The sequence below is a fragment of the Allofrancisella inopinata genome, from assembly GCF_012222965.1.
GTDB lineage: Bacteria > Pseudomonadota > Gammaproteobacteria > Francisellales > Francisellaceae > Francisella > Francisella inopinata.
Genome location: NZ_CP038241.1, coordinates 248,141 through 272,443, shown reverse-complemented (window position 1 = coordinate 272,443; position 24,303 = coordinate 248,141). Strand labels below are relative to the sequence as shown.

Genomic DNA, 24,303 nt, shown 5'->3' with positions numbered 1-24,303 from the left:
TTCACTATAGCTAACGATACTAAAAAGTAGTACGTCATCAACTATGTTGCTAATTTCTTTATAAGACCTTCAAATCTCTTTTTAGATCTCTAATTTTAGCATTAGCAATGACTATAATTTTTCTCATAACAGCTACAAGTGCTACCATCTTCTTTTTACCCTTTTCAACAAGATCTCTATAAAATATTCCAAGCTTACCATTACTTCTAGCAGCAGTTAATGCTGACATAAATAATATAGGTTTTAAATCAGCTCTACCACCATAAGTCTTTCTATAACCAACCTTCTTACCACTTTCATACGGATATGGAGCTACTCCTGCTAAAGAAGCTATTTGTTTACGGTTTAAGTTTCCTAACTCAGGCATCAAAGCAAGTAAAGATGTGGCTGTAGCATTTCCTAAACCAGTAACCTCTTTAACTAATAGATCTCTAGCTTTTACTAAGTATTGGCAATCATCGACTAACTTATTTATATAACTTTCTATAATCATAATCTCTTGTTTATAGAATCCTATCATTCTTTGGTGAGAGTCTTTTGTACATTTTTGGTCTGGTGCTTGATATCTATTTTTTTCAGCTACTAACTGTTTTTTAATATCTTGTTTTCTAAGAATATATTTTATAAGCTTCTGCATTTTATCATCATTAGGTTGATAACATTCTAGATCACGGTGTCTTTCATACCCATATTTAGCTAGTCCAATAGCATCAATATTATCTGATTTACCTAATTGACCTGTAGAACGAATAAAATGTTTAACTACTCTAGTATTAGCTCTGTGAACAACTATATTCTTAGCTATTAAATACTCAAGTAAAGCTTTTTCATAGCCTCCAGTAGTTTCAAGAACTACAAAAGAATTATCCTTGAGTATAGGATGATCTGATAAAAGCTCATCAAAACCAGTTAAGTTATTAAGATATTTAAAAGTCTTTTTCTTAGCATGAATTGCTACTACAAAATCATTCTTTGATATATCAATACCGATAAAATTATGATACATTTCAAGTATCTCCTTAGTATGTTTATAAATGTTTGCGATTGTAAACGGTCGTTAAAACCAAGCAACTATCCAAACGTATTAAGGAGATAACCCAAGTACCTTGATGACGACGATTGTTTAAATCTATTCCGGGACGGTCGCTTGGGTTATAATCAAAACTATTAAACAGCTCTGATTTAACTCCTTAGTAAACATTATACTAAGAATTTAACTTACAATTCCGTCAGGCTTGACCACGGAATCTACTGAAATAGCTGGTTTTAAGCTATTTCAGTTAGTACTACTTTTATGACTAGTAGGCTATAATACCAATTCCAACATAAATTGTTGCATTTATCACAAAGGAGTTTATGACTAATGGGACTGCTGAAAGCCAAAATTAGGCAAATAATAATATGTGTTGGAATTGGTATAAACTAAGCTTTTCATATGTAATTAAAATAAAGCTTTTGTAAAACCTTCAGCATTAAAAGCTTGAAGATCATCAATTTTTTCACCAACTCCTATAAATCTAATTGGTAAAGACATTTTTTTGGCTATTGAGAAAACAATACCACCTTTAGCTGTTCCATCAAGTTTAGTAATTGTTATACCAGATAGGTTCACAATTTCATTAAATGCTTCTGCTTGGTTAAGAGCGTTACCACCAGTAGTTGCATCTAGCACCAACATTACTTCGTGAGGCGCTGTATCATCTAGTTTTTTAATAACTTTAACTACTTTTTTAAGCTCTTGCATCAAATTATCTTTATTGTGTAATCGACCTGCTGTATCGGCTATCACAACGTCTATATTTTTAGATTTTGCTGAACTAATAGCATCATAAATAACTGAAGCACTATCAGCACCTTCTCTTTGATAGATAACCTGAGCGTTATTTCTATCACCCCACTCACGTAATTGCTCCACTGCTGCTGCTCTAAATGTATCACCAGCTGCTAACATAACCGTTTTTCCTTCAGACTGAAGTTTTTTAGTCAGTTTCCCTATAGTTGTAGTCTTCCCAACACCATTAACTCCTACAACAAGTATCACATATGGAGATTTACTAGTATCTATTACTAAAGCTTTCTGACAAGACAGAAGTATTTCTGTAAGTTTTTCTTTAATAATCTGGTTAAGCATATCTGCTGTTTGTAGCTCATTTCTAGAAATCTTAGCTCTTAGATGCGCAATAATTTCATCTGTTGCTGCAACACCGATGTCTGCTGTTAAAAGCTGCGTCTCCAGCTCCTCTAAAAGGTCCTCATCCACAACTTTTTGGCCCATTAAAAGGGTATTTAAGCTATTACCAAATTTACTTGCTGTCTTTGACAGTCCAGACTGTAGTCTTGCAAATAAGCCTTTATTGCTTGGTTTTTGTTCTAGACTATTATCTTCTGATTGTTTCTTTTTTCTAAAGAGCATTATTAAAACCTTGGAGGTTAGTATCTATACGATTATTTATAAACAAGTGTTATTCGAAATATTTATCCCTAAGCTTAGCAATTTTTTGATGTAAAGGGTCAAACATACTGACGATATTTTTAGATTTAATAAAATGCACCTCTCCTTCAAAAGCTATTTCATCCCTTGCTCTTGCATAAACTTCAAGTAACTTATAACGCAAATCAATATTATTAGGATCTTTCTCTAAAGAATCTTGAATAGTGATACTAGCCTCCATGTATTTCTCACTATCTAAATATTGTTCCACTAATTCTTTTACATATAGCAACTCTTGTTCAATATTCTCTTTTAAGTCTATCTCTTCAACTGAATTTTCTGTGTTAACATTAAATTTATCATTAACGTTGGTTTCAAATACTATCCCTTTTTCGGTCTTAACAACTATACTTTTATCATTCTCACCAAATTCTTCTACCCCATCACTTGGTGATACATCTAAGCTATCTCTTGAATAAAACTCTGGCGTTTTTGTAACTAATTCTTCTTGTTTATCTGTAGGATTATCATTAAAAAAATCAAACTCACTTTGTAAAGTTTGCTGCGTTTTGTAAAAATCCCTGTCTGATACTACCGGAGAAATACGCGACATAAGATGATCTCTCTTTCTCTTTGATATAAGTGCCAGTTCTAGCTCTTTTTTAGAACTTATATTTTCCCATACTTTCTTTGCCACAAAAGATAACGTAACTAAAATCAGTAAACTTAAAATTAATTTAAATATGCTACCAAATATAGAACCTCGACCTTGTTCACTACTGAAATCTTCCGTCGTTTGGATATTTTTGGAGTCTAGACTATCACTATATACAATAGTTGAAGTACTATCGTCAGGGATCAAAGAGGGTATTGTTGCTTGACTACTAATTGCGTTTTGTGAAGTACTTATGTTTTCAGTAGACGAACTTGTATCTATCGTTGGCCTATCACCAAGCTTTTGTTCGGTTGTGTTTATTACTGTTGGTAAATTTTGGTTACTAGTTGAATTATCTTGTTGGCTTTCATAAGAACCATGCAAAATTTGATTTCTAGCAAGTGCTAAACCATCTTCAACCTCTGATTTTGTTGTTGGTAAAGCTAACTTATCACCAATTTTTATTCTGTTATCAACAATACCAGGTATTTCAGCTTTATTTATACCTCTAATAGCATCTATTAATTCTGAGCTATTAACACCATCGATAACGTGTGATTTTGCTATCTTATACAAATAGTCACCTGGTTTAACAGTATATATTTCCATCCCAAACGATAGATTAGTAACAGCTACAACAACGCTTGCTACGAAAATTTTCTTAACACTTCCCAGCATCTAACGACCCTAAATTTATTCTAATAAAGACTAAAAAATTATAGCATATTTTTTGCACTTAAAAAGCCCTTGATAATTAAGGGGCTGTTGCAAGCTGGAATTAGATGGGTGATAACAAGGCAAAAATATTCGAAAAAGCCCAGTTTACACGTAGTAAATGAGCATTTTGAGAATATTTTTAACACAGTTAGAAACATATAATTTTAGTTTGCAACAGTCCCATTAATGCTCTCTTGTCGAACTAAATATAATATCTGGGTTTTTATCCTGGGCAAGCTGTAGATTCACTCCAGTAGGTGCCAAGTAAGTTAAATAACCGGCGCCATCATAAGCTAAGTTTACTTCATATTTTTTCTTAAACTCATTAAGTTTTTTTTCATCTTTGCAAAAAATCCATCTAGCCAATGTTACGTTAACCCCTTCATAAGAGCACTTAACATTATATTCACTGGCCAAACGTTGTGCTACCACATCAAACTGTAGCACCCCTACAGCTCCTAAAATAAGATCATTTGAAATAGCTGGCTTGAAAACTTGAGTAGCACCTTCTTCTGAAAGCTGAACTAAACCCTTTTGTAAAGCTTTCATTTTTAATGGATCATTTAGTCTAACTCTTTTAAAAATTTCTGGTGCAAAGTTTGGTATACCCTTGAACTTTAATTTTTCACCTTGAGTAAAACTATCACCTATTTGAATACTTCCGTGATTATGCAAACCAATAATATCACCAGCAAATCCTTCTTCAACTTGTTCTCTTTCTCCTGCTAAAAATGTCAAAGCTTTAGAGATTTGGAGCGTTTTACCTGTTCTTTCATGATATATTTTCATACCTTTTTCATACTTACCTGAACAGATCCTAAAAAATGCTATTCTGTCTCTATGTTTATCATCCATGTTTGCCTGAATCTTAAACACAAAACCAGTTAGTTTTTCCTCACAGGCTTTAACTACTCTCTGATCAGTCTCTCTAGATTGCGGCGCTGGAGCATACTTAGTGAAGCCATCCATCATTTCTTTGACTCCAAAATTACTAAGTGCTGTACCAAAATAAACTGGTGTGAGTTTCCCTTCTAAAAATTCCTGCTCATCAAATTTATGACTTGCACCCCGTACTAGTTCTATCTCCATCTCGAGATCTTCGTAAAGATCTGAGCCTATAGCATCTTTAGCATTCTCTAGACCAATAATCTTTTTGTAGTGATAAATCTCATGACCATGACCACCCTCAAAAAGAGTTACTTCATCATTGTATAAGTCATAAACACCTTTGAAATATTTACCCATACCTATTGGCCAATTCATAGGAGCACATTTGATTTTAAGAATATTCTCAACTTCATCTAACAGTTCCAAAGAATCTCGTGTATCTCTATCAAATTTGTTCATAAATGTCACTATAGGTGTATCTCTTAAGCGACATACATTCATTAACTTAATAGTTCTATCCTCAACACCTTTTACAGCGTCAACAACCATCAAAGCTGAATCTACAGCTGTTAAAGTACGATATGTATCTTCTGAAAAGTCTTCATGGCCCGGAGTATCAAGCAAGTTAACAATTCTATCATTATAAGGGAATTGCATAACTGAAGTAGTTATTGAGATACCTCTTTGTTTTTCCATTTCCATCCAATCAGAGGTTGCATGCACACCACTTTTCTTAGCCTTAACAGTACCTGCCGTTTTTATCGCGTTTCCAAAAAGAAGCATTTTTTCAGTTATGGTTGTCTTACCTGCATCAGGGTGAGAAATAATTGCAAAAGTTCTACGTTTAGCGATCTCTTTAAGAATATTGTTCATAATAATTTAAATAAACTAATTGGCTTTATTTTAATTAGAAGAGTTTACTAAATATTTTATAATTTAAAAACTAAAAACATTCATTTAAAACTTGATGGATTCTTTTTTGTATTTCCTCTAACGGTAAACTAGCATCTATTTCTACAGCCTTATTTGATTTGTTTACGAGTTTCTTAAATACCTTTCTTGTTCTTTCGAAGAATTCTAAACCAGCTTGTTCTATTCTATCTGGAGAATCAACTTTTTTTGCTCTTTGCAACCCAACTAAAGGTTCTATATCTAGGTAAATAACTAAATCAGGCTCACAATTACCAAGAAAATTACTATTTAAAGCTTCTATCTTTGCCAAGTCTAAACCTCTACCACCACCTTGGTAAGCGAAACTAGACCAGTAAAACCTATCTGAGACAACATTTACACCTCGCTCTAAAGCTGGTAGGATTAAATTTCTATAATGTTGCACGCGGCCGGCATAGATCATCAGCAGTTCAGCGTCAGAGTGAATTTCTTCGTCATACTTATTATGCAGAACAAGATTTCTTAGCTCTTCAGCTATCTTTGTACCACCTGGTTCTCGTGTATAAATAGCTTGGATTTTTTTCTCAGCAAAAAAATTTTGAATAAATTGTATAGCAGTACTTTTACCTGCTCCATCCAAACCTTCTATAACTAGAAATTTACCTTGCATTCCCTAGCAATCCCCTATTTACTAAACAAAAAGACCAACCACAGTAGCCGATAGGAAACTTACTATAGAAGCTCCGTATACAATTTTTAAGCCAAACTTTGCCACCTTGATAGAGGCTTTTTTACTAACAGCTTGAATAGCCCCTATGATAATGCCTATAGAACTAAAGTTAGCAAACGATATTAAAAATACTGACAAGACAGCCTTTGTGTGAATAGTAAGCTCAACTCCTTTTTTAACCATAAGATCTATAGCTGCAAACTCATTACTAACCAATTTTGTTCCCATGATTTCACCAGCAAGATGTAATTCTTGGTCTGGAATACGCAGCAACCATGCTATAGGATAAAAGATATAGCCTAGAATACCCGTAAAAGTGATTCCAAGAACTGCTTTGCATATAATATCTATAAGACTTAATAATGCTATAAAACCGATAAGCATAGCACTAACAATTACAGCTATTTTAAATCCGTCTAAGATGTATTCAGCCAACATTTCAAAAAAACTTTGCTTCTCAATATTCTCTTCTAAACTAATATGTAAGTTATCATAATCAAAAGCTTCTGATTTCTCATATGGGTTTATAATTGTTAGTACAAAAAAGGTACCAAACATATTCATAACCATAGCTACAACCACATATCTAGGATCAAAACCATTTTCTATACTCAACATCCCCATATACGCACCTGCTATAGCAAGTGAAACTGTAGACATAGCTGTTGCTGCCATTGTATATAATACATTTGAAGGAAGGTGACCTATTATTTTTTTATAAGCTATAAAATTTTCCGATTGGCCAACAGCAAGGGAACTAACAGCGTTAAAAGACTCTAGCTTACCCATTCCTGTTATTTTTGATAGTACAAATCCAACCAACTTTATTAGAACCGGTAATATTTTTAAATATTGTAAAATACCAATAATAGCAGACATAACAATAATCGGCATCGCTACTGAAAAAAAGAAAATATGCCCCCCATCCATATCAGCTAACGAACCAAAGATAAATCTTGTCCCTACATTAGCACTATTTAGCAAATAACTAAACCCAACAACAATTACAGTAATAACTTTTTCACCGATGTTTGATTTTAAAAAAAAGTAAGCTAAGCTGGTTTGGACTATAAGGATTAATAATAAATAGTTATATCTAATTTTTTTTCTATCACTGCTCCAAATATAAGCTAATAAAAAAATTGCTAAAATATCTAATACAAAAAATAAAAGTTTAGTAACCATTCTTTACACATCCACCATCTGTTAATAAATTATCCAATAAACTACTGACTCCAAATCTAAAAGTTTTTGGATCGATATAATCATCTGAAAAGAGCGCTTGTGCTAACTTTATATATTCTACTGCTTGCTCATAGTCTCTTATACCACCAGATGCTTTAAATCCAATTGTTTTTTTAGTTTCTTTTATTGTTTGAAGAATAACTTTCGCTGCCTGAATCGTTGCACCTTCCAGTGCTTTTCCAGTAGAAGTCTTAACGAAATTAGCTCCATTATCTATAGCGTCTTGACTTGCCTTATGTACCAGCGCATCTGACTTAAGCTCCCCTGACTCAATTATAACTTTCAAAATTTTATCACCGCAGAGCTCTTTGATTTTTGAAACCATTTTACATGACTTCTTAGAAAAACCTTTTTCTAAATATTCTTTATAATCTATTACTAGATCAATCTCATCAGCACCTAGCTCTAAAGCTTCTGCAGTTTCAGCTAGAACTTCTTCTATAGAACAATTACCTTGAGGAAAGTTAACTACTGTAGCAACACTAAAAGCCTCCCCAAGCTGTTTTTTAACCAATGGAATAAACTTTTTATAAATACAAATTGCAGCAACTGTACCAAGTGAATTTCTTGCTTTTAAACATAAATCAACAATTTGTTGATCTGTATCATTATCACCTAACTGCGTTAAATCTATTAAGGATACTATTTTTTGTTTACTAATCATTACTTTTTCTCAAAAACTGATTTACCATACTCTAAACTCTCTACTCCCATAAAATCAGCTATACTTTGCCCAATGTCTGCAAAAGTTTCTCTAGCTCCTATAAACTCTGACTCTATATTTTTTCCCCACAATAAGAAAGGCACATATTCTCTAGTGTGATCTGTTCCTGCTGCAGTTGGATCACAGCCATGATCAGCTGCAAGGATGACTATAGTATCATCATCTAATATACTATCTAAACCAGGAATTCTAGAGTCTAAATATTCTAATGCTCTACCATAACCTTTTGGATCTCTACGATGGCCAAAACTTGAGTCTAAATCAACAAAATTAGTAAAAATAAGACTATTTGGCTCAGCTTGTGCATACTCTTTTATAGTTTGATCAAACAACTCTTCTAAACCTGTTGCTTTAATTTTTTTAGATATACCTTGGTTAGCATAAATATCAGCTATTTTGCCTATTGAAATAACTTTACCACCACTCTTAATAATTTTGTCTAACAAGGTTGGTGCTGGAGGCAAAATAGAAAAATCTCTTCTATTACCTGTACGCACATACTCGTCTGCTGACTCCCCTACAAATGGTCTAGCTATTACACGCCCTACTTTAATATTCATTTCATTAAGCGTTTCTCGAGCTATCTTACATATCTCTAACAACCGTTCTAATCCAAAATAATCTTCATGAGCAGCTATCTGAAATACACTATCTGCGGACGTATAAACTATAGGTTTTTTTGTAACACAGCTTTCGCAACCATATTGTTTTAAAATTTCAGTTCCTGAAGCATGTCCTGCATCTATAAAACCATCATTTAACTTTGCTTTTTCAACCCATTTATCTATAAATTCTTGGTCAAAACAACTTTGTTCACTTTTAGGTGTAAAATAATACCAATCAAATGTTACAGGTACACCTGCTAACTCCCAGTGGCCACTTGGAGTATCTTTTCCTCTACTAATTTCGGCACAATACCCGTACTTAGAGTTTTCAATTTCATCACCTTGAGTTGCTATATTCAAAGCTAAAGCTTGGCCACGACTATGTTCTGCAACTTTTTTTAAGCCTTTTTTAGCTAAGTTTGGCAAACTAATACTCATACCATTGTTTTTAAAGTAATCAACTATATGCCCTAAAGTATCAGACCCTTGGTCACCAAACTCTGCAGCATCTGGAGCTTGACCAATCCCAAAAGAATCAAAAAGCAAGATTACAACCTTTTTATTTCTCAACATATAAACCCCTGGCAACTAACTTTTATTGTCAATATTTCCTAAAAAAGCTATCCTTATGCCTCGTAAAATCAAATCTGGTGAAATTTCATCAAAGATGTCTTCATCTTTAAACAAATTAGCAAAACCACCTGTCGCTATAGTATACACATCATTTGTACCTATTTCCTCGATAACCCTACTCTTGAGTTCTTTTAATGCCCCAAGATGTCCAAAATACAACCCCGAACGAATGTTTGTGATTGTATCATTACCTATAGCCTTATTGGGCTTAATAATTGTTACTGACGGTAATTGAGCAGCTCCTTGACATAAAGCGTTCAAAGATAGCTTAACGCCTGGTAATATGCAACCACTTAAATATTTATGATCTTTAGTTACAACATCTAAAGTAGTTGCAGTACCAAGGTCAACTATAATCAAATCCTTATCTGGGTAGTCAGCAACTGCTCCTATACAACTTGCTAGCCTGTCTGCTCCTACTTGATGTGCCTCTACGGCAGACATATCAAGGTTTAGTTTAAGATTCATATTCACAAAAAAAGGTTTTAGCTTGAAATATTTTATGATTGCTGACCCAAGTGAATAATTTAAATGTGGCACCACTGAGGAAATTGCACATCCTGTTATATAATTAGGATCAATATTATTCTCACGTAAAACTTGTCGTAAAAATACACCCAACTGGTCAGAAGTTGAATCAGCCGAAGCTGTAGCATAACGTGTTTGATTAATTAATTTATCACTATCAAAAACACCTGCGTGAATATGTGAGTTACCCACATCCATAACTAATAACATTTTATTAACCTCAATTTTCTAGTAAACATAAATAACACCTTGATGTAACTTAATAATGTTAACGAACTTATTTACGTATTTGTTATTCACTATTTTAAACCCATTAATAACTATTAATAACCAAAACTCTACACCAATTTAAAACTATAATTTAAAGCTCTTCTTTTGACTACTTAATTGATATGATTCACTCTCACTCTAAAATTTTAGCAGATATCCCACAAAATAAGTCTAGTGTGCTTGATCCCAGTTATCGCCAAATCCTACGTTTACCTCAAGTGGCACGCTAAGCATGACAGCTTGCTCCATTATACCTTTTATCTGCTTGCAGACATCATCCATCTTATCTTTTGTAACTTCAAATACAAGCTCATCGTGAACCTGCATTATCATTTTAACGTCTTTACTGTATTCTTGTATAAGCTTAGTATTAACATCTATCATTGCTTTTTTAATAATGTCTGCTGCTGTACCTTGCATTGGTGCGTTAATAGCAGCTCTTTCAGCAGCGTTACGTTGCATAACGTTTCTCGCGTTTATCTCTGGTAAATACAACCTTCTTCCTAATATAGTCTCTACATAGCCACTTTCTTGAGCAACTTTTTTTGCAGTGTTCATATATTCTTTGATCCCCGGGTAGCGACTGAAATATATTTCTATATACTCTTGAGCCTCATTTCTAGAAATTTCTAGCTGTTTCGCCAATCCAAACGCACTCATCCCATAAATCAAACCAAAATTTACAGCTTTTGCTCTTCTTCTTTGCTCACTTGTTACATCAGCTATGCTTATGCCCAAAACCTCTGCAGCCGTTGCACGGTGTATATCCAAGCCCTGCCTAAAAGCTTTAAGAAGGTTTTCATCTTTGGATAAATGTGCCATAATCCTAAGCTCTATCTGTGAGTAGTCTGCTGCAACTATATAATTACCCTCTTCTGCTATAAAGGCTTCTCTTATTTTTCTACCCTCAGTGCTTTTAATCGGAATATTCTGTAAATTAGGGTCAGATGAAGATAATCTACCTGTTACAGTACCCGTTTGATTATATGAGGTATGTACTCTTGAATTCTTATCAAGCATAGCTGGCAACTTATCAGTATAAGTATTTTTTAACTTGCAAAGATGACGATATTTCATAATTAAATCAGCCACTTCATATTCTTGAGCTAATTGTGTAAGCACCTCTTCAGAGGTTGAAGCTTGACCTTTTGCTGTTTTTTTAACTGCTGGCAACCCCATTTTTTCAAATAGTACTTCTCTTAATTGCACTGGAGAAGATAAATTAAACTCTTGTCCACACAACTCAAAACACTTTTTTTCTAGCTCTCTTATACTACTCTCTAATTCTTGGCTATGTCTAATTAACTTATCAGCATTTATCTTGACGCCTAGCTTTTCCATTTGATTTAAAATTAGGGTCAATGGCATTTCTATTTCAAAATACAGCTTATTAAGTGTCTCTTCTTTTTCTAATAAAACTTTTAGAAACTTATATAACCTGAAAGTAATATCTGCATCTTCAGCGGCGTACTTAGCTACTTTGTCGATTTCCACTTGGTCTAAAGTTTGCTGGTTTCTACCAGTCCCAGCTATTGCACCATAAGGAATAGGCTCTACACCAAGATACTCTTTGGAGATACTATCCATATCATGCTTACCACTACTTTTTAGTACATAAGACATAATCATAGTATCATGAACACTTCCTTGAATATCGACTCCATATTTTGATAAAACTTTTTCATCAAACTTAAAATTATGAGCAACTTTAAACTTCTTTATGTTAGAAAATATTGGTTTTAGGGACTCCAATACAGTTTTTAACTCAAGCTGTTGCGGCACTCCAAGATATCTATGTTGTAAAGGGATATAATATGCTTGGCCTTCTTCAGCACAAAAAGAAAGCCCTACCAGGTTTGCTTCGTAAGTATCTAATGAATCTGTTTCAGTATCAAACGCAAAACCTTCTTTAGTTTCTAAAGTTTTCACCAAATCTTCTAACTCTTTATCTGTAAAAACCGTCTTATAATTAATATTTACGGTTTTTCTTTCAACAGTTTCTACACCAATATCTAGAGCTTTTAGAAGAGATTTAAATTCATACCTTACAAAAAATTCATGTAAAGCTTCTTTATCCATTTCTTTACATTTTATCTCATTTATAGGAATATTCAGATCAAGATCACGCTTTATAGTAGCTAATTGGTAAGATAACCTAAGAAGATCAATATTGTCACGCAAATTCTCACCAACTTTGCCTGCTATTTTATCCTTGTTTATTATAATGTTCTCAATATTTTTATACTCTTGTAACCACTTAACCGCTGTTTTTGGACCAACTTTTGGAATACCAGGAATATTATCTGAAGAATCTCCCATTAAAGCTAAATAATCTATAATCTGGCTAGGTTCAACTTGATACTTTTCTAAAACTTTGGGAATATCTGTTATAGCGTCTTTCATTGAGTCATATAACATTATATTTTCACTTACCAGCTGAGCCATATCTTTATCACCCGTAGATATAACCACTTGATAGCCCTGAGCTTCAAGCTGTTTTGCTAGAGTACCTATCACATCATCTGCTTCAACGTTTTCTTTGATAATAAGAGGAAAACCCATTTTTTTGATTATTTCATGTAAAGGCTTGATTTGAACTCTTAATTCGTCATCCATAGCCTTACGGTTTGCCTTATATTCTGGGTAAATTTCGTGACGAAAACTCTTACCTTTAGGATCAAACACTACGGCAACGTATTCTGTTTGATACATTACTGGTAGCTTTTTAATCATATTGATGACACCCAAGATCGCCCCTGTAGGCTCACCTTGACTATTAGTAAGCTTTGGTAGCGCGTGAAAGGCTCTAAACAAATATGACGAACCATCAACCAAGACTATTTTTTTCATGAGAATTTTATAAAATTTTTTATCAAGCTAAATAGTAATCTATATAGCCCAGTTTAGCAAACACTTAATGTCTTAAGCTTAGTTAAATATACTTAAGTCAGTTAGAGATAATTCTAAATCGATATCCAAATACCACCAATTTTCTTTACTAAAGTTTTTACATTTAATAGCATCTTTATATGTCATTACTACAGTTTGTGAGTCACCAATAATAGAAAAATCTTCTTGACTAAAGTTGTGATGATCTTTAAACACTTTTTTATCTACCATATCTAATCCACAATTTTCTAAACTAGTGAAAAATTTATTCGGGTTACCAATACCTGCTACAGCAACTACTGGTTTTTTACCAAAATCTTTTATAGGCACACGCTTGGCTGAAGTAATATTTACAAACTCAGTAGCCATAATTTTAGTAAAAAAAACATTTTGATTATAAGATAGTAAGAACTCTTTGTCCTTTAGATCACACTGGCCAATAACTATTATACTATCTACTGATTTTAACCTTTCTATAGGCTCTCTTAGTGGTCCGGCTGGTAAACACAAACTATTACCAAACATACGTGTAGCGTCAACAACAACTATCTCATAATCTCTAGCTAATTTATAATGCTGTAAGCCATCATCACTAATTATTATATCTGTATTAGGGTATTTTTTTTCAATAAACCTAACAGAGTCTATCCTTTTAGGACTGATAACTATAGGCACTTTACCACCTAAAGAATCATAAAGCATAGCAGGTTCATCACCACACTGACCAAAAAGAGTATCTTTATTTACTTCAAAAGGATACTCAGCAGATTTAGCACCATAACCTCTACTTATGATAGCTACTTTCTTATTCTGTCTAAGATAATTTTCAGCTAGCTTCCTAACTACAGGTGTTTTACCGGTACCCCCTACAGAAATATTGCCAACGACAATAACAGGTATATTAGACCCACACTGAAACTGAAGTTGCTTGGTTTTACGAAAATTAGCAACTCTTGAAAAAACAGCTGATAATGGTTTTAGTAAAAAACTCACAACGCTCGTCTTTCGCTGATACCATATTTTATCTAACATTTGGCTTACTTAAGTCCTGATTGGTACAACTTGCTATACAATCCATTATTTTCTAAAAGCTCTTGATGCTTACCACTTTCAACGACTTTACCTCTATCCATAACTATGATTTTATCAGCGTTTTCAACTGTACTTAACCTATGTGCTATCACTATAGTTGTACGTGAAGTAGTCAGGTTCTCAAGAGCTTGCTGAACTACTCTTTCAGATTCATTATCCAAAGCACTTGTAGCTTCATCAAATATAAGTATTGGAGCATCTTTTAATAATGCTCTAGCTATAGATAATCTCTGGCGCTGTCCTCCTGAGAGCTTAGATCCATTATTACCTATACCAGTATGTATACCTTCTGGCAAAGTTTCTACAAACTCATAAGCATTAGCTTTTTTTAAAGCATCTATAACTTCTTGTTCCGTCACATCTCTATCTGTACCAAATGCTACATTATTATAAACAGTATCATCAAATAGATGTACATTTTGTGAAACCAATGATAAATGAGAACGTAGGTTTTTTAACGTTAAATCACGACTATCAACATCATCAACATAAACAACTCCATTATGTTGTGTATAAAACCTTGATATAACACTAGTAAGGGTGGTTTTTCCACTACCGGATCTACCAACAAAAGCTACTGTTTCACCTGCTTTAATGTCTACGCTTACACCGTCTAACACTTTTTGATCACCAAATGAAAAACTTAAATCCTTAATACTAACGTTGCCTTTAACCTTCGTTAGTTCTTTACTTCCAGTCTCTTTTTCACTTGGATAATCAAGTATATAAAAAATATCTTCTGTAGCTGCTACAGCTTTTTGAATAACAACATTTACTTTAGTTAAGTTTTTAATAGGCTTTAATATAGCCGCAGCTGCTGCAAAAAATGAAGCAAACGAACCGGCCGTTAACCACGAAGTGCCACTCTCATTAGTCCCAAACATTGCAATGGTAAATAATGAAAAAGCCAAAACTAATGATGCAATAATTTGTATAATAGGAGAAGTCAGCGCATCTAAAGCTATAGTTCTAATTTGTTGTGAATATGTATAATCTAAATTTTTAAAAAATTTATTTTCTTGCTTTTTTTCTGCTCCAAAAATTCTTATTTCTTTGTAATTTCTAAGTGTCTCTTCTGCAGTATGCGTGACATCCCCCATTGATGACTGAGTATTTCTACTTAAAGCTCTAAATTTTTTATTTATCAATGTTATAAATAAACCCAAAAAAGGGCCAACTATAATCAAAAATAAAGATAATTGCCAACTTGAAACTACCATTACTATTATCAAGCCAATTACAAAAGTACCATCTTGAACCACAGTAATAACTGCTGTAGAAGTAGCTTCTGTTACTTGATCAACATTATATAATAATCTAGATATAATTTGCCCTATGGAATGCTTATCAAAAAAACTTGCAGGTAGGTTTGTAAATCTTTTATATATATCTTTTCTAAACTTATATACAACCTTTTGCCCTAAGGAGCCTATGAAATACTGTGAAATAAAAGAGCCTATAGATCTTAACCCCAGCAGTCCTACCATGCCCAAACCCATCAACATTAATATTTGGCCACTTTGTTTAGTGATATCCCCATCAGGCCCAAAGCCATAGTTTAAAATTGGATTTATCAAATAAATCATCGCAGCATCAGCTGCTGAAAAAAAGATACTACCAATCGCGGCAAGCACTAAAAAATACCATAGATGACTTACTTGCTTAAGTAATCTTTTATAAAGTGCTGTCACCTTTTCTTTATTTGCGTTGCCTGAAAGATTACTAGAGGAACCCTTTAACTCTATCTTATCTATTAAATTTGCCATATAACTGCTAAAAAGGTACAAAAGCACCGAAAAACCTAAATACATAAATCAACATTATACACTTTTTTCTGTTAACATAAACAGACAAATAACCTTAGCTTTAGCTCGATGAAAACTTATCTAGTAGGTGGTGCTGTTAGAGATATGTTACTTGGATTAATTCCAAAAGATAAAGATTGGGTAGTTGTCGGCGCTACTCCAGAAAAAATGCAGCAACTAGGATTTAAAAAAGTGGTATCAAGCTTTCCAGTTTTTATCCACCCCATAACAAAACAAGAATATGCTCTAGCTAGGACAGAACGTAAAATTTCTAAAGGCTATCACGGTTTTAAGCCAGAATTTTCTGTAACTACAACCTTAGAAGAGGACCTAAAACGACGTGACTTAACTATTAACTCAATCGCTTTAGACGAAAACAACAATATCATTGACCCTTTTAATGGCCAGCAAGATATAAAAAATAAAATTCTCAGACATACTTCAGAGGCCTTCTGTGAAGACCCGCTTAGAGTGGTTAGATTAGCTAGGCTTAAAACACAATTATGTGAATTTAATTTTCAAATAGCAGATGAAACAAAAAAGGTCGTCAATAACATATTAGAGTCTGACGAGCTTCTACATATAGCAAAAGCAAGACTGTATATGGAGTTTGTAAAATCACTAAAAAATCCTCGAGTTTTTTTTGAGTCACTAAATGAATTAAAATCTTTAGAAATACTCTTTCCTAGTATTCATAAACAATTAAGCTTAATACCTTCTGGAAACTTTTTTTACCATAATTTATACAGGTTAGCAACTACTGATATAAAGATAGCTTTAACTTTCTTTAACATAGATCAAAATCTATTACACAGCATTAGAAAAGAATTATTCTTAACGAATAATCAATATAAATTAATAGTGGCTGTCAATAACATCCACACCATACTTAAATCTAAAGAAAAAAATGATCCGAAAAAAATCTTATCGCTATTAAAAAATGCAAACCTATTAAGAGATAAGTGTCTATTTAGCAAAACCATGAAAGCATATTTACGTTTAACAAAAATTTTGCACCGAGACGAAAATATATACAAGCCAATAACTAAACTTAAGCTACTTAAAAAATTAGTTTCAGATATAAATAAATCAGATATTAAATGCCTAGTAAACTCAACACCGACAAACCTGCTCAGAGCAAGAGTTTATCAACTACATTTAGATATTGTCAAAAACTATATTTTTTATGATACAATAATTTAATGTTTGAACCGGTAAATAATATATTTTATTGAATTTAAAAAATGAAAAGGTTTGATAATTTAATATTCCCAATTAATACTTTAGTTTGTGCGGTAGCTATTGTAATTATTGTATTTACAATTATAGTACTAAATTGGAAGCCATGTCCTATGTGTTTGCTGCAGCAATTTAGTGTAATTACAATAGCGATTTTTAGTATCTTAGGGTGGGTTAAAAAAAAGCCCGTTATTTTTTCTTTGATAATTAGAATTATTATTTTCGCAGTTATTATCGCGGGACTTTATGTAGCTGCATATCAAACATATATCCAGTATTTTCCAATAAATGCATCAACATATGACAGCCCATGTGGTATGTTAGATAATACTCTGATCATCCAGGCTACAAAAGCTTTTACAGGTGCTGTAGAAAATTGCTCTGATATTTCTGAGGAAATTTCTGGTATCAGCTTAGCAGTCTATAGCTTAATGTTCTTTACAAGTTTATTAATCATAAATGCAATTTCTTTTTTTATGATTCTTTTTAAAAAGGTAGAAAAATAGATGTTAGATTACAAAAAAATTCTGTCCAATATAAAACAGAAAATTCATGCTAGTAAAAAAAATTATTTAGCTTTTGCTGGAACAACTTTAGTACTAACCTGGCTACTCTTGGGAAACGTTGGTGTTTCAATAGCTATTGTATACTTTATATTTCAATTGGGATTTATACAGAAACAACTTTCAAGACTAAAGGATAAAAAAGTTGCATCTATTGCTGTTGTAGTTGGAGCGGCTTTAATATTTGGAGGAATATTTAGCTTTACAAGCTTTGTACAAAGCTTAATCAAACATGGGATGGCATCGTATGTGCCTCAACCAGTAGCTGTAACTTCATCTGTAGTTGAAGAAACACAGTGGAAGCAAATCATTAATACTATTGGTGAAGCCCAAGCTGTTCAATCGACCGAAATATCATCTCAATCAGGTGGTATTGTCAGCGAAATACATTTTAAGAGTGGCCAAGAAGTGAAAAAAGGAGATCTACTTTTTAAGCTTGACACAAGTCAATTAAAAGCAAATTTGGAAGAAGCTCTTGCAAAACTAAAACTTGCTAAATTAACTAAAGATAGATATGATCAACTAGCTGAACAAAAAGCAACTTCTAAAGAGACTGCTGATAAAGCTGATGCTGATTATTTATCTAATATAGCACAAGTACAAAATATTGAATCCCAAATAGCTTTCAAAGTAGTCAGAGCACCTTTTGATGGTAAGATAGGTATTAGAAATATAAGCTTAGGTCAGTATTTTAATAATGGAGATAGCGCAGCTACATTGACAAAAATAAATCCTATATTTATAACCTTCCCAGTACCACAAAACAAAGTCAGTCTAATTAGTGTTGGTCAAGAAATAAGCTTCTACTCAGACTCTTTTCCAGGAGAAACTTTTAAAGCAAAAATTACTGCCATGAACTCATTTATTAACCAAACAAACAGATCAATCATGGTTCAAGCTACTTACGATAATCCTGATCGTAAGATTTTCCCAGGCATGTTTCTAACAGTCCATGTAAACTTACCACCAAAGGAAAACTCTATAGTTATACCAAGAAATGCTGTTTCTTATAGTCTATATGGTGAATCTGTATATACTTTAAAACCTGCACTTGACCCAGATGGTAAACCCCAAAAAGCCTCTTATACATCAACTGCTAATGGGGGCATGGAAACTGTAAATACAGATAAAATCTTATATAAAGTAGGCCAAGTAAACATACAAGTTCTAGAGACCAGGAATAACTTAGCTCTAGTATCTGGACTTAAAGCTGGCACTACGATAGTTACATCTGGGCAAAACAAAGTTCGTAAAGGTACCAACGCTGTAATAAATAATGATGTGAAAATAGACAATAACATCTACGACGAAGGGATACAGTAATGAAACTTATTGATACCTTTATCAGAAAACCAGTCTTATCACTTTCAATAAGCTTTATGATTATCGTTGTCGGTATTGGCTCTTTTTTCACATTACAGATTAGACAATATCCGTATATAGATAGTGCAACAATAACCATAACAACCAGTTATCCAGGAGCTAACCCATCTACAATCCAAGCGTTTGTAACTAGGCCCCTTGAATCATCTGTTGGCACCTCAAAAGGTATCGACTACATGACTTCTGAGTCTGCTTTAGGCACTAGTAGTATTACTGTATACGTTAAACTTGGGTATAATTCTAATGATGTACTATCAGAAGTAGTCCAGAACGTCAATGCTGTATTAAATAGGCTTCCTCAAGATGCCTATTCTCCTTCGATTAAATTAAATCCAGCTGATAATTTCCCCTCTTTGATACTTGCTTTTACCAGTAAGTCTATGAATACATCTGAGATATCAGCTTATGTAAACTCTGAACTAAAACCTAAACTACTAGCTCAGGGGGGGTTAACAGATGTTAACATTTGGGGGTTTAAACCATACGCTATGCGTATATACCCAAATAAAGAACATATGGCAGAATATGCAATAACTCCAACTGAGCTAGCAACAGCAGTTGGATCCAATAGCTTAGTTTCTGCTGGCGGACAAATTCAAGGACCATACCTAAATTATACTCTTAATCCTGAAACAAGCATGTCATCATCTCAAGAGTATGAAAACCTGATTATAAAAAAATCTGGTGATCAAATAATCAGATTAAAAGATGTCGCTAAAGTAGAACTTGGTGCACAGGATTATGATTCATCTGTAACTTTTGATAATAAAAATGCTGTTTTGGCTGGTGCTGTAGTTTCTCCAGAAGAGAATCCCCTTACGGTAATAAGTAAACTCGTTGATCAGCTGCCAAGTATAAAAGCAAGCTTACCAAATGGTCTAGATGTCGATATTGCCTATAACAGTACTCTTTATATAGAAAGCTCAATTGATGAAGTTATACATACTTTAATAGAAGCTGTAATTATTGTATCAATTGTGATGTTTTTATTTTTAGGCTCACTTAGAGCTATTATCGTACCGATTATTGCTATTCCGTTATCTATCATAGGAGCTTTTTTCTTTATGAAGATTATGGGATTTTCAATAAACTTGCTGACCTTATTAGCCATGATCCTCGCTATTGGTCTAGTAGTTGATGATGCTATTGTAGTACTTGAAAATATTTATAGACACATCGAAGAAGGTATGGAACCTTTTGCTGCATCTATCAAAGGGGCTCGTGAGATAGCTAATCCTGTAATATTAATGACATTAACCTTGGTGGTTGTGTACGCCCCTATTGGGATGATGGGTGGATTTACAGGCCAGCTATTTACAGAGTTTGCATATTCTCTTGCTGGTTCAGTTTTAATATCTGGGCTTGTTGCTTATACACTTTCTCCTATGATGTGCTCTAAAGTACTTAACCGTGAAATGATGAGCTCAAAACTGGTTGTCTTTATAGATAAGTTTTTTAGTAAATTAACAGCTAAATATAAAGCACTCCTAGAATTCATATTAGAAATTAAGCCAGCAATAGCTATAGTTGGTATAATAGTCCTTGCTAGTTGTTTTATTATGATTAGAGGTGTTAAATCAGAGCTAGCTCCTAATGAAGACCAAGGTTTTTTAGGTATAATGGGTACAACTCCCTCATCAGCCAACATTAACTATTTAGAAACATTTAGTAAACCACTTGAAAAAGTATTAGATGAAACCCCTGGTAAAGAAAATGTCTTTATACTAAATGGTGTTATGGGTTCAAATGTAATATTTGGTGGCTTTATAATGAAACCATGGGATGATCGTACCATTTCTCAGGGTGAAGTTGCAAATATAGTCCAATCAAAAGTTACAGATCTTCCAGGTATTCAAACTTATACATACCAAACACCTTCTCTTCCAGGAATACCACGTGGTGCACCTATGTCATTAGTTATTCAAAGCATCAATGACTATGAAGCTATAAATGAAGTGACAAATAACCTAATTAGTAAGATGATGAAAAGTGGTTTGTTTGTATTTGCTCAAAGTGACCTTAAATTTGATAACCCTGTTATAGATATTGATATAGATCGTGAAAAAGCTGGTATGCTTGGGATTACTATGTCAGATATCGCTAGAACTCTTAGTTATTCATATGCTGGAGGCTACATCAATTACTTCTTTTTGAAAGGTTATAGTTTCCAGGTAATCCCACAGTTAGCCCGTAATGAAATGCTCACCCAAGAGCAACTAAGCAATATTTATATCCGTTCAGATGCTACTGATAATCTGTTTAACTCTGAGTTACCATTATCAGCCTTACTTAGTTTTCATACAGAAGGCCAACCTCTTACATTAAACACTTTCCAACAGCTCAACTCTGCAACAATTTCCGCTGTTATGTCACCAGGGGTGACCCAAGGTCAAGCTATAGACTATGTTGAGAAGTTAGCAAAAAGTGAACTTACTGAAGGATTCTCTTACAACTTCTCAGGATCTGCGCGTCAATATATTGAAAATGGTAACACCATGATGGTTGCCTTTGGTTTTGCTATTATTCTTATATTCTTAGCTTTAGCAGCTCAATTTGAGAGCTTTAGAGATTCATTAGTAATCCTTGTAACAATACCAATGGCGATATCTGGCGCTTTAATCCCTCTGTATCTAGGACAATACTTAGGAGCTGGTTGGGCCTCATTAAATATATATACACAACTAGGTTTAGTAACACTAATAGGATTGATCTCAAAACAAGGAATCATGGTAGTTGAGTTTGCTAACCACTTACAAAAAGTAGATGGTCTTAACAAATATGATGCTATTGTGAAATCATCATCCCAACGTCTTAGACCAATACTTATGACTGTATCAGCAATGGTTGTAGGTGTTATACCACTTGTAACCTCTTCCGGAGCTGGTGCAATTAGTAGAAACTGTATAGGTGTTGTTATTTCTAGTGGGCTAGTGATAGGAGCAATGTTCTCATTATTCGTTTTACCTGTGGTGTACATGTACATAGCCGAAGATAAAACTCTCGCTGTTAAAAAAGAAAAAGAACAACAAAAAATTATCGATAATTTATCTAATGAGCAGCATTAGAACTTCCACAATTTAACCTGAAATTGAAACTCCTTTATCTCGCAATTGTTCTATAATTCTTTCTAAATCGACTTCACTTAAACAATGTTTCGCCAAAGAATCTTTATCAAAAAAAGTATTTTGGAAACTATGATCTGGATGCGCAAATTCCTTTTCAGGATACCCATAATTTTTATATCTTTCATTCTTACCTAAATTACCACATATCCTCTCAATCCACTTTCCTACTTGTGCATACATTTCCCAAACATGCGGATTTTTTTGTTTACTTTTATCCATTTTTATACCAGTTTGGTCTGGATCTAAGTTCGTTAGATACCATCTATCTTGTAGGAACCCTTTTCCAGAATGGTTATCTGTAGTGACATTCATATCACCTATAATAGTTTTATATACTTTATATACTCTTATAGATGTCGTCCTTGGATTATAAAAGACTATATCCCTAAGGTATACCCCTGATTTAGATGTTGGCTTGCGAGAATCAAATACTTCTTTAGACGCTATCTTGTGACCACCTATGTCATTTCCATATTTATTAATTTTGTTTTGCTGCCTTTGATAGTAATCATAACTTTGATGTTTCTCCAACCCGTACATAATCATATGTTCGAAACTCATACCACCTACATGAAGACACCCCGAAGCTAAATCACGACATACCGAATCAGGGTCATTTCCATGGTAAAATCTATTTGCGCTTCCTCTTGTACCTTCACGCTTTTGTACAGCCTGCCTTTTAGATTCTTCATAGAAACTCTTTAATTCATTTATTTCACCTTTATCGAATTGCTCTCCAAGTGTACCTTGTCTATTTATTAACATAAATTTAGGGTAAAATTTATCTGGCAGGTTGAAAGCTGCCATTGCTGCTCTCTGTAGGCACTTATCGTAATCAATTACCCCTGGAACATCAATATTATTTTCATTTATAAAAAACTTATCGTATCTTGGTTTAAACTTTTCATCTCCCTGGTATATACTAGAAGAATGTAAACTTTGAATTTCATAAATTACGCACTGTTTTTCATTTGCACTATAATCTACAACAAAGCTATACTCAAAGTCTTTTTTTGGGATAGATTGAGTAGGTTTCATTTCCTCATGCACGGTTTTATTATCAAACCTCGTACTAAACAAATCATGTGAATAAGGTAACAAATCATGTGAATAAGGTAACAAATCATGTGAATAAGGTTGAAACTGTGCTTCATTTCCTCTTCCAATAGTTATTCCACCAATAAACTGTTGTTCTTGATACTTCTCAGCATTCTGTTGCTCTTGATACCATTTTTCTTTCAAGCCACGAAACGTTGGTGTACCACAATCCTCTTGATCACTGAACAAATTTAAAACGGATGATGTTTTTTGAGTACTTATTTGTTGGTATATTTGTTCATTTTTATTATCGATAATTTTTAACGCATACGGCTCTAGTGCATTTTCCACAGTACGCTGTCCAAGGACGCAACACATTGTTCTAGTGTTAGATATATAATGTCTAAGACCATCGTAGCCGAGGTCTAATATTAATAGAGTTATATCTATACTTCCAGGCTTAAAATGTAAAGTTATTTTACGTCTTTTATTGTTAATTTCTTCTGTTAAATACCAAGCATGTTTATGTTTAGATACATATTCTTTCCACTCATTGTCACCTGGGTTTAAACTAAAAACGTTAAAATATCTATTTCCTAAGACACTAGCTATATTTACTTTCTCAAGATCTAAGTTCTTGATTTTTTTTATTTGCAATAAAACGCTATACATTTTGAATAACCATTAATTCCTTAACTTTTATATTGATACATTAAACAGGTAATTAATTTAAATTCACCCATATTAACTCACTACCTTTTCCATTACTGACTCTATAATTATATAGGTTTTAAATTAAACTATAGCTGTCAAAATTTGACACTACTTATTAAATTCAAATAGCCTCTCATC

General features: G+C 33.3%; 17 protein-coding genes. 4 read left to right on the top strand and 13 right to left on the bottom strand.

Annotated features, from left to right (window positions below; genetic code table 11):
• Positions 1–58: 58 nt before the first annotated feature.
• From E4K63_RS01210 to msbA, 12 genes are all read right to left on the bottom strand, one after another.
• Positions 59–1,006, bottom strand: coding sequence for an IS110 family RNA-guided transposase (locus tag E4K63_RS01210; RefSeq protein WP_179965678.1), 948 nt, complete (start codon positions 1,004–1,006; stop codon positions 59–61).
• 435 nt (positions 1,007–1,441) lie between these two features.
• Positions 1,442–2,413 carry a signal recognition particle-docking protein FtsY gene (gene ftsY / locus E4K63_RS01205; protein ID WP_133941518.1) on the bottom strand — a complete coding sequence of 324 codons (972 nt, stop codon included), beginning with the start codon at positions 2,411–2,413 and terminating at the stop codon, positions 1,442–1,444.
• 49 nt (positions 2,414–2,462) lie between these two features.
• On the bottom strand, positions 2,463–3,764 hold the full coding sequence (locus E4K63_RS01200) for a LysM peptidoglycan-binding domain-containing protein (RefSeq protein WP_133941516.1): 1,302 nt from the start codon (positions 3,762–3,764) through the stop codon (positions 2,463–2,465).
• Between the two features lie 222 nt (positions 3,765–3,986).
• Positions 3,987–5,564: a peptide chain release factor 3 gene (locus E4K63_RS01195; protein ID WP_133941514.1), complete on the bottom strand. Its 1,578-nt coding sequence runs from the start codon at positions 5,562–5,564 to the stop codon at positions 3,987–3,989.
• A gap of 70 nt (positions 5,565–5,634) precedes the next feature.
• Positions 5,635–6,252: a dTMP kinase gene (gene tmk, locus E4K63_RS01190; RefSeq protein WP_133941512.1), complete on the bottom strand. Its 618-nt coding sequence runs from the start codon at positions 6,250–6,252 to the stop codon at positions 5,635–5,637.
• Positions 6,253–6,273: 21 nt separating this feature from the next.
• Positions 6,274–7,497, bottom strand: a complete 1,224-nt coding sequence (locus E4K63_RS01185) for a NupC/NupG family nucleoside CNT transporter (RefSeq protein WP_133941510.1) — start codon at positions 7,495–7,497, stop codon at positions 6,274–6,276.
• Positions 7,487–8,221: a deoxyribose-phosphate aldolase gene (gene deoC, locus E4K63_RS01180; protein ID WP_133941508.1), complete on the bottom strand. Its 735-nt coding sequence runs from the start codon at positions 8,219–8,221 to the stop codon at positions 7,487–7,489. The genes E4K63_RS01185 and deoC overlap by 11 nt, the downstream gene beginning before the upstream one ends.
• Entirely contained in the window at positions 8,221–9,459 is a 1,239-nt protein-coding gene (locus E4K63_RS01175) for a phosphopentomutase (RefSeq protein ID WP_133941506.1), read from the bottom strand. The genes deoC and E4K63_RS01175 overlap by 1 nt, the downstream gene beginning before the upstream one ends.
• Before the next feature lie 15 nt (positions 9,460–9,474).
• Complete coding sequence (locus E4K63_RS01170) at positions 9,475–10,257, bottom strand: type III pantothenate kinase (RefSeq protein ID WP_133941504.1); 783 nt, start codon at positions 10,255–10,257, stop codon at positions 9,475–9,477.
• A 231-nt stretch (positions 10,258–10,488) separates the two neighbouring features.
• Positions 10,489–13,167 (bottom strand): DNA polymerase I, encoded by a 2,679-nt coding sequence (gene polA / locus E4K63_RS01165; protein ID WP_133941502.1) that lies wholly within the window; start codon positions 13,165–13,167, stop codon positions 10,489–10,491.
• A gap of 78 nt (positions 13,168–13,245) precedes the next feature.
• Positions 13,246–14,238, bottom strand: coding sequence for a tetraacyldisaccharide 4'-kinase (lpxK, locus tag E4K63_RS01160; protein WP_133941500.1), 993 nt, complete (start codon positions 14,236–14,238; stop codon positions 13,246–13,248).
• Positions 14,239–14,243: 5 nt separating this feature from the next.
• A complete protein-coding gene (msbA, locus tag E4K63_RS01155) occupies positions 14,244–16,064 on the bottom strand; it encodes a lipid A export permease/ATP-binding protein MsbA (RefSeq protein ID WP_133941498.1) in 1,821 nt (606 codons plus the stop codon).
• Positions 16,065–16,172: 108 nt separating this feature from the next.
• Between msbA and E4K63_RS01150 the strand changes: the two genes are divergently transcribed.
• From E4K63_RS01150 to E4K63_RS01135, 4 genes are read left to right on the top strand one after another with little or no spacing between them, the layout of a single operon-like run.
• Positions 16,173–17,306: a tRNA nucleotidyltransferase/poly(A) polymerase-related protein gene (locus E4K63_RS01150; protein WP_133941496.1), complete on the top strand. Its 1,134-nt coding sequence runs from the start codon at positions 16,173–16,175 to the stop codon at positions 17,304–17,306.
• A gap of 41 nt (positions 17,307–17,347) precedes the next feature.
• Complete coding sequence (locus E4K63_RS01145) at positions 17,348–17,848, top strand: disulfide bond formation protein B (RefSeq protein ID WP_133941494.1); 501 nt, start codon at positions 17,348–17,350, stop codon at positions 17,846–17,848.
• The gene (locus tag E4K63_RS01140) at positions 17,849–19,228 is read left to right on the top strand and encodes an efflux RND transporter periplasmic adaptor subunit (protein ID WP_133941492.1); all 1,380 of its coding nucleotides are present in this window, start codon (positions 17,849–17,851) and stop codon (positions 19,226–19,228) included.
• Positions 19,228–22,353, top strand: coding sequence for an efflux RND transporter permease subunit (locus tag E4K63_RS01135; RefSeq protein WP_133941490.1), 3,126 nt, complete (start codon positions 19,228–19,230; stop codon positions 22,351–22,353). Before E4K63_RS01140 ends, E4K63_RS01135 begins: the two co-directional genes overlap by 1 nt.
• A gap of 12 nt (positions 22,354–22,365) precedes the next feature.
• On the opposite strand, the gene E4K63_RS01130 is transcribed toward E4K63_RS01135, so the two are convergent.
• Positions 22,366–24,123: a hypothetical protein gene (locus E4K63_RS01130; RefSeq protein ID WP_133941488.1), complete on the bottom strand. Its 1,758-nt coding sequence runs from the start codon at positions 24,121–24,123 to the stop codon at positions 22,366–22,368.
• Positions 24,124–24,303: the final 180 nt, after the last annotated feature.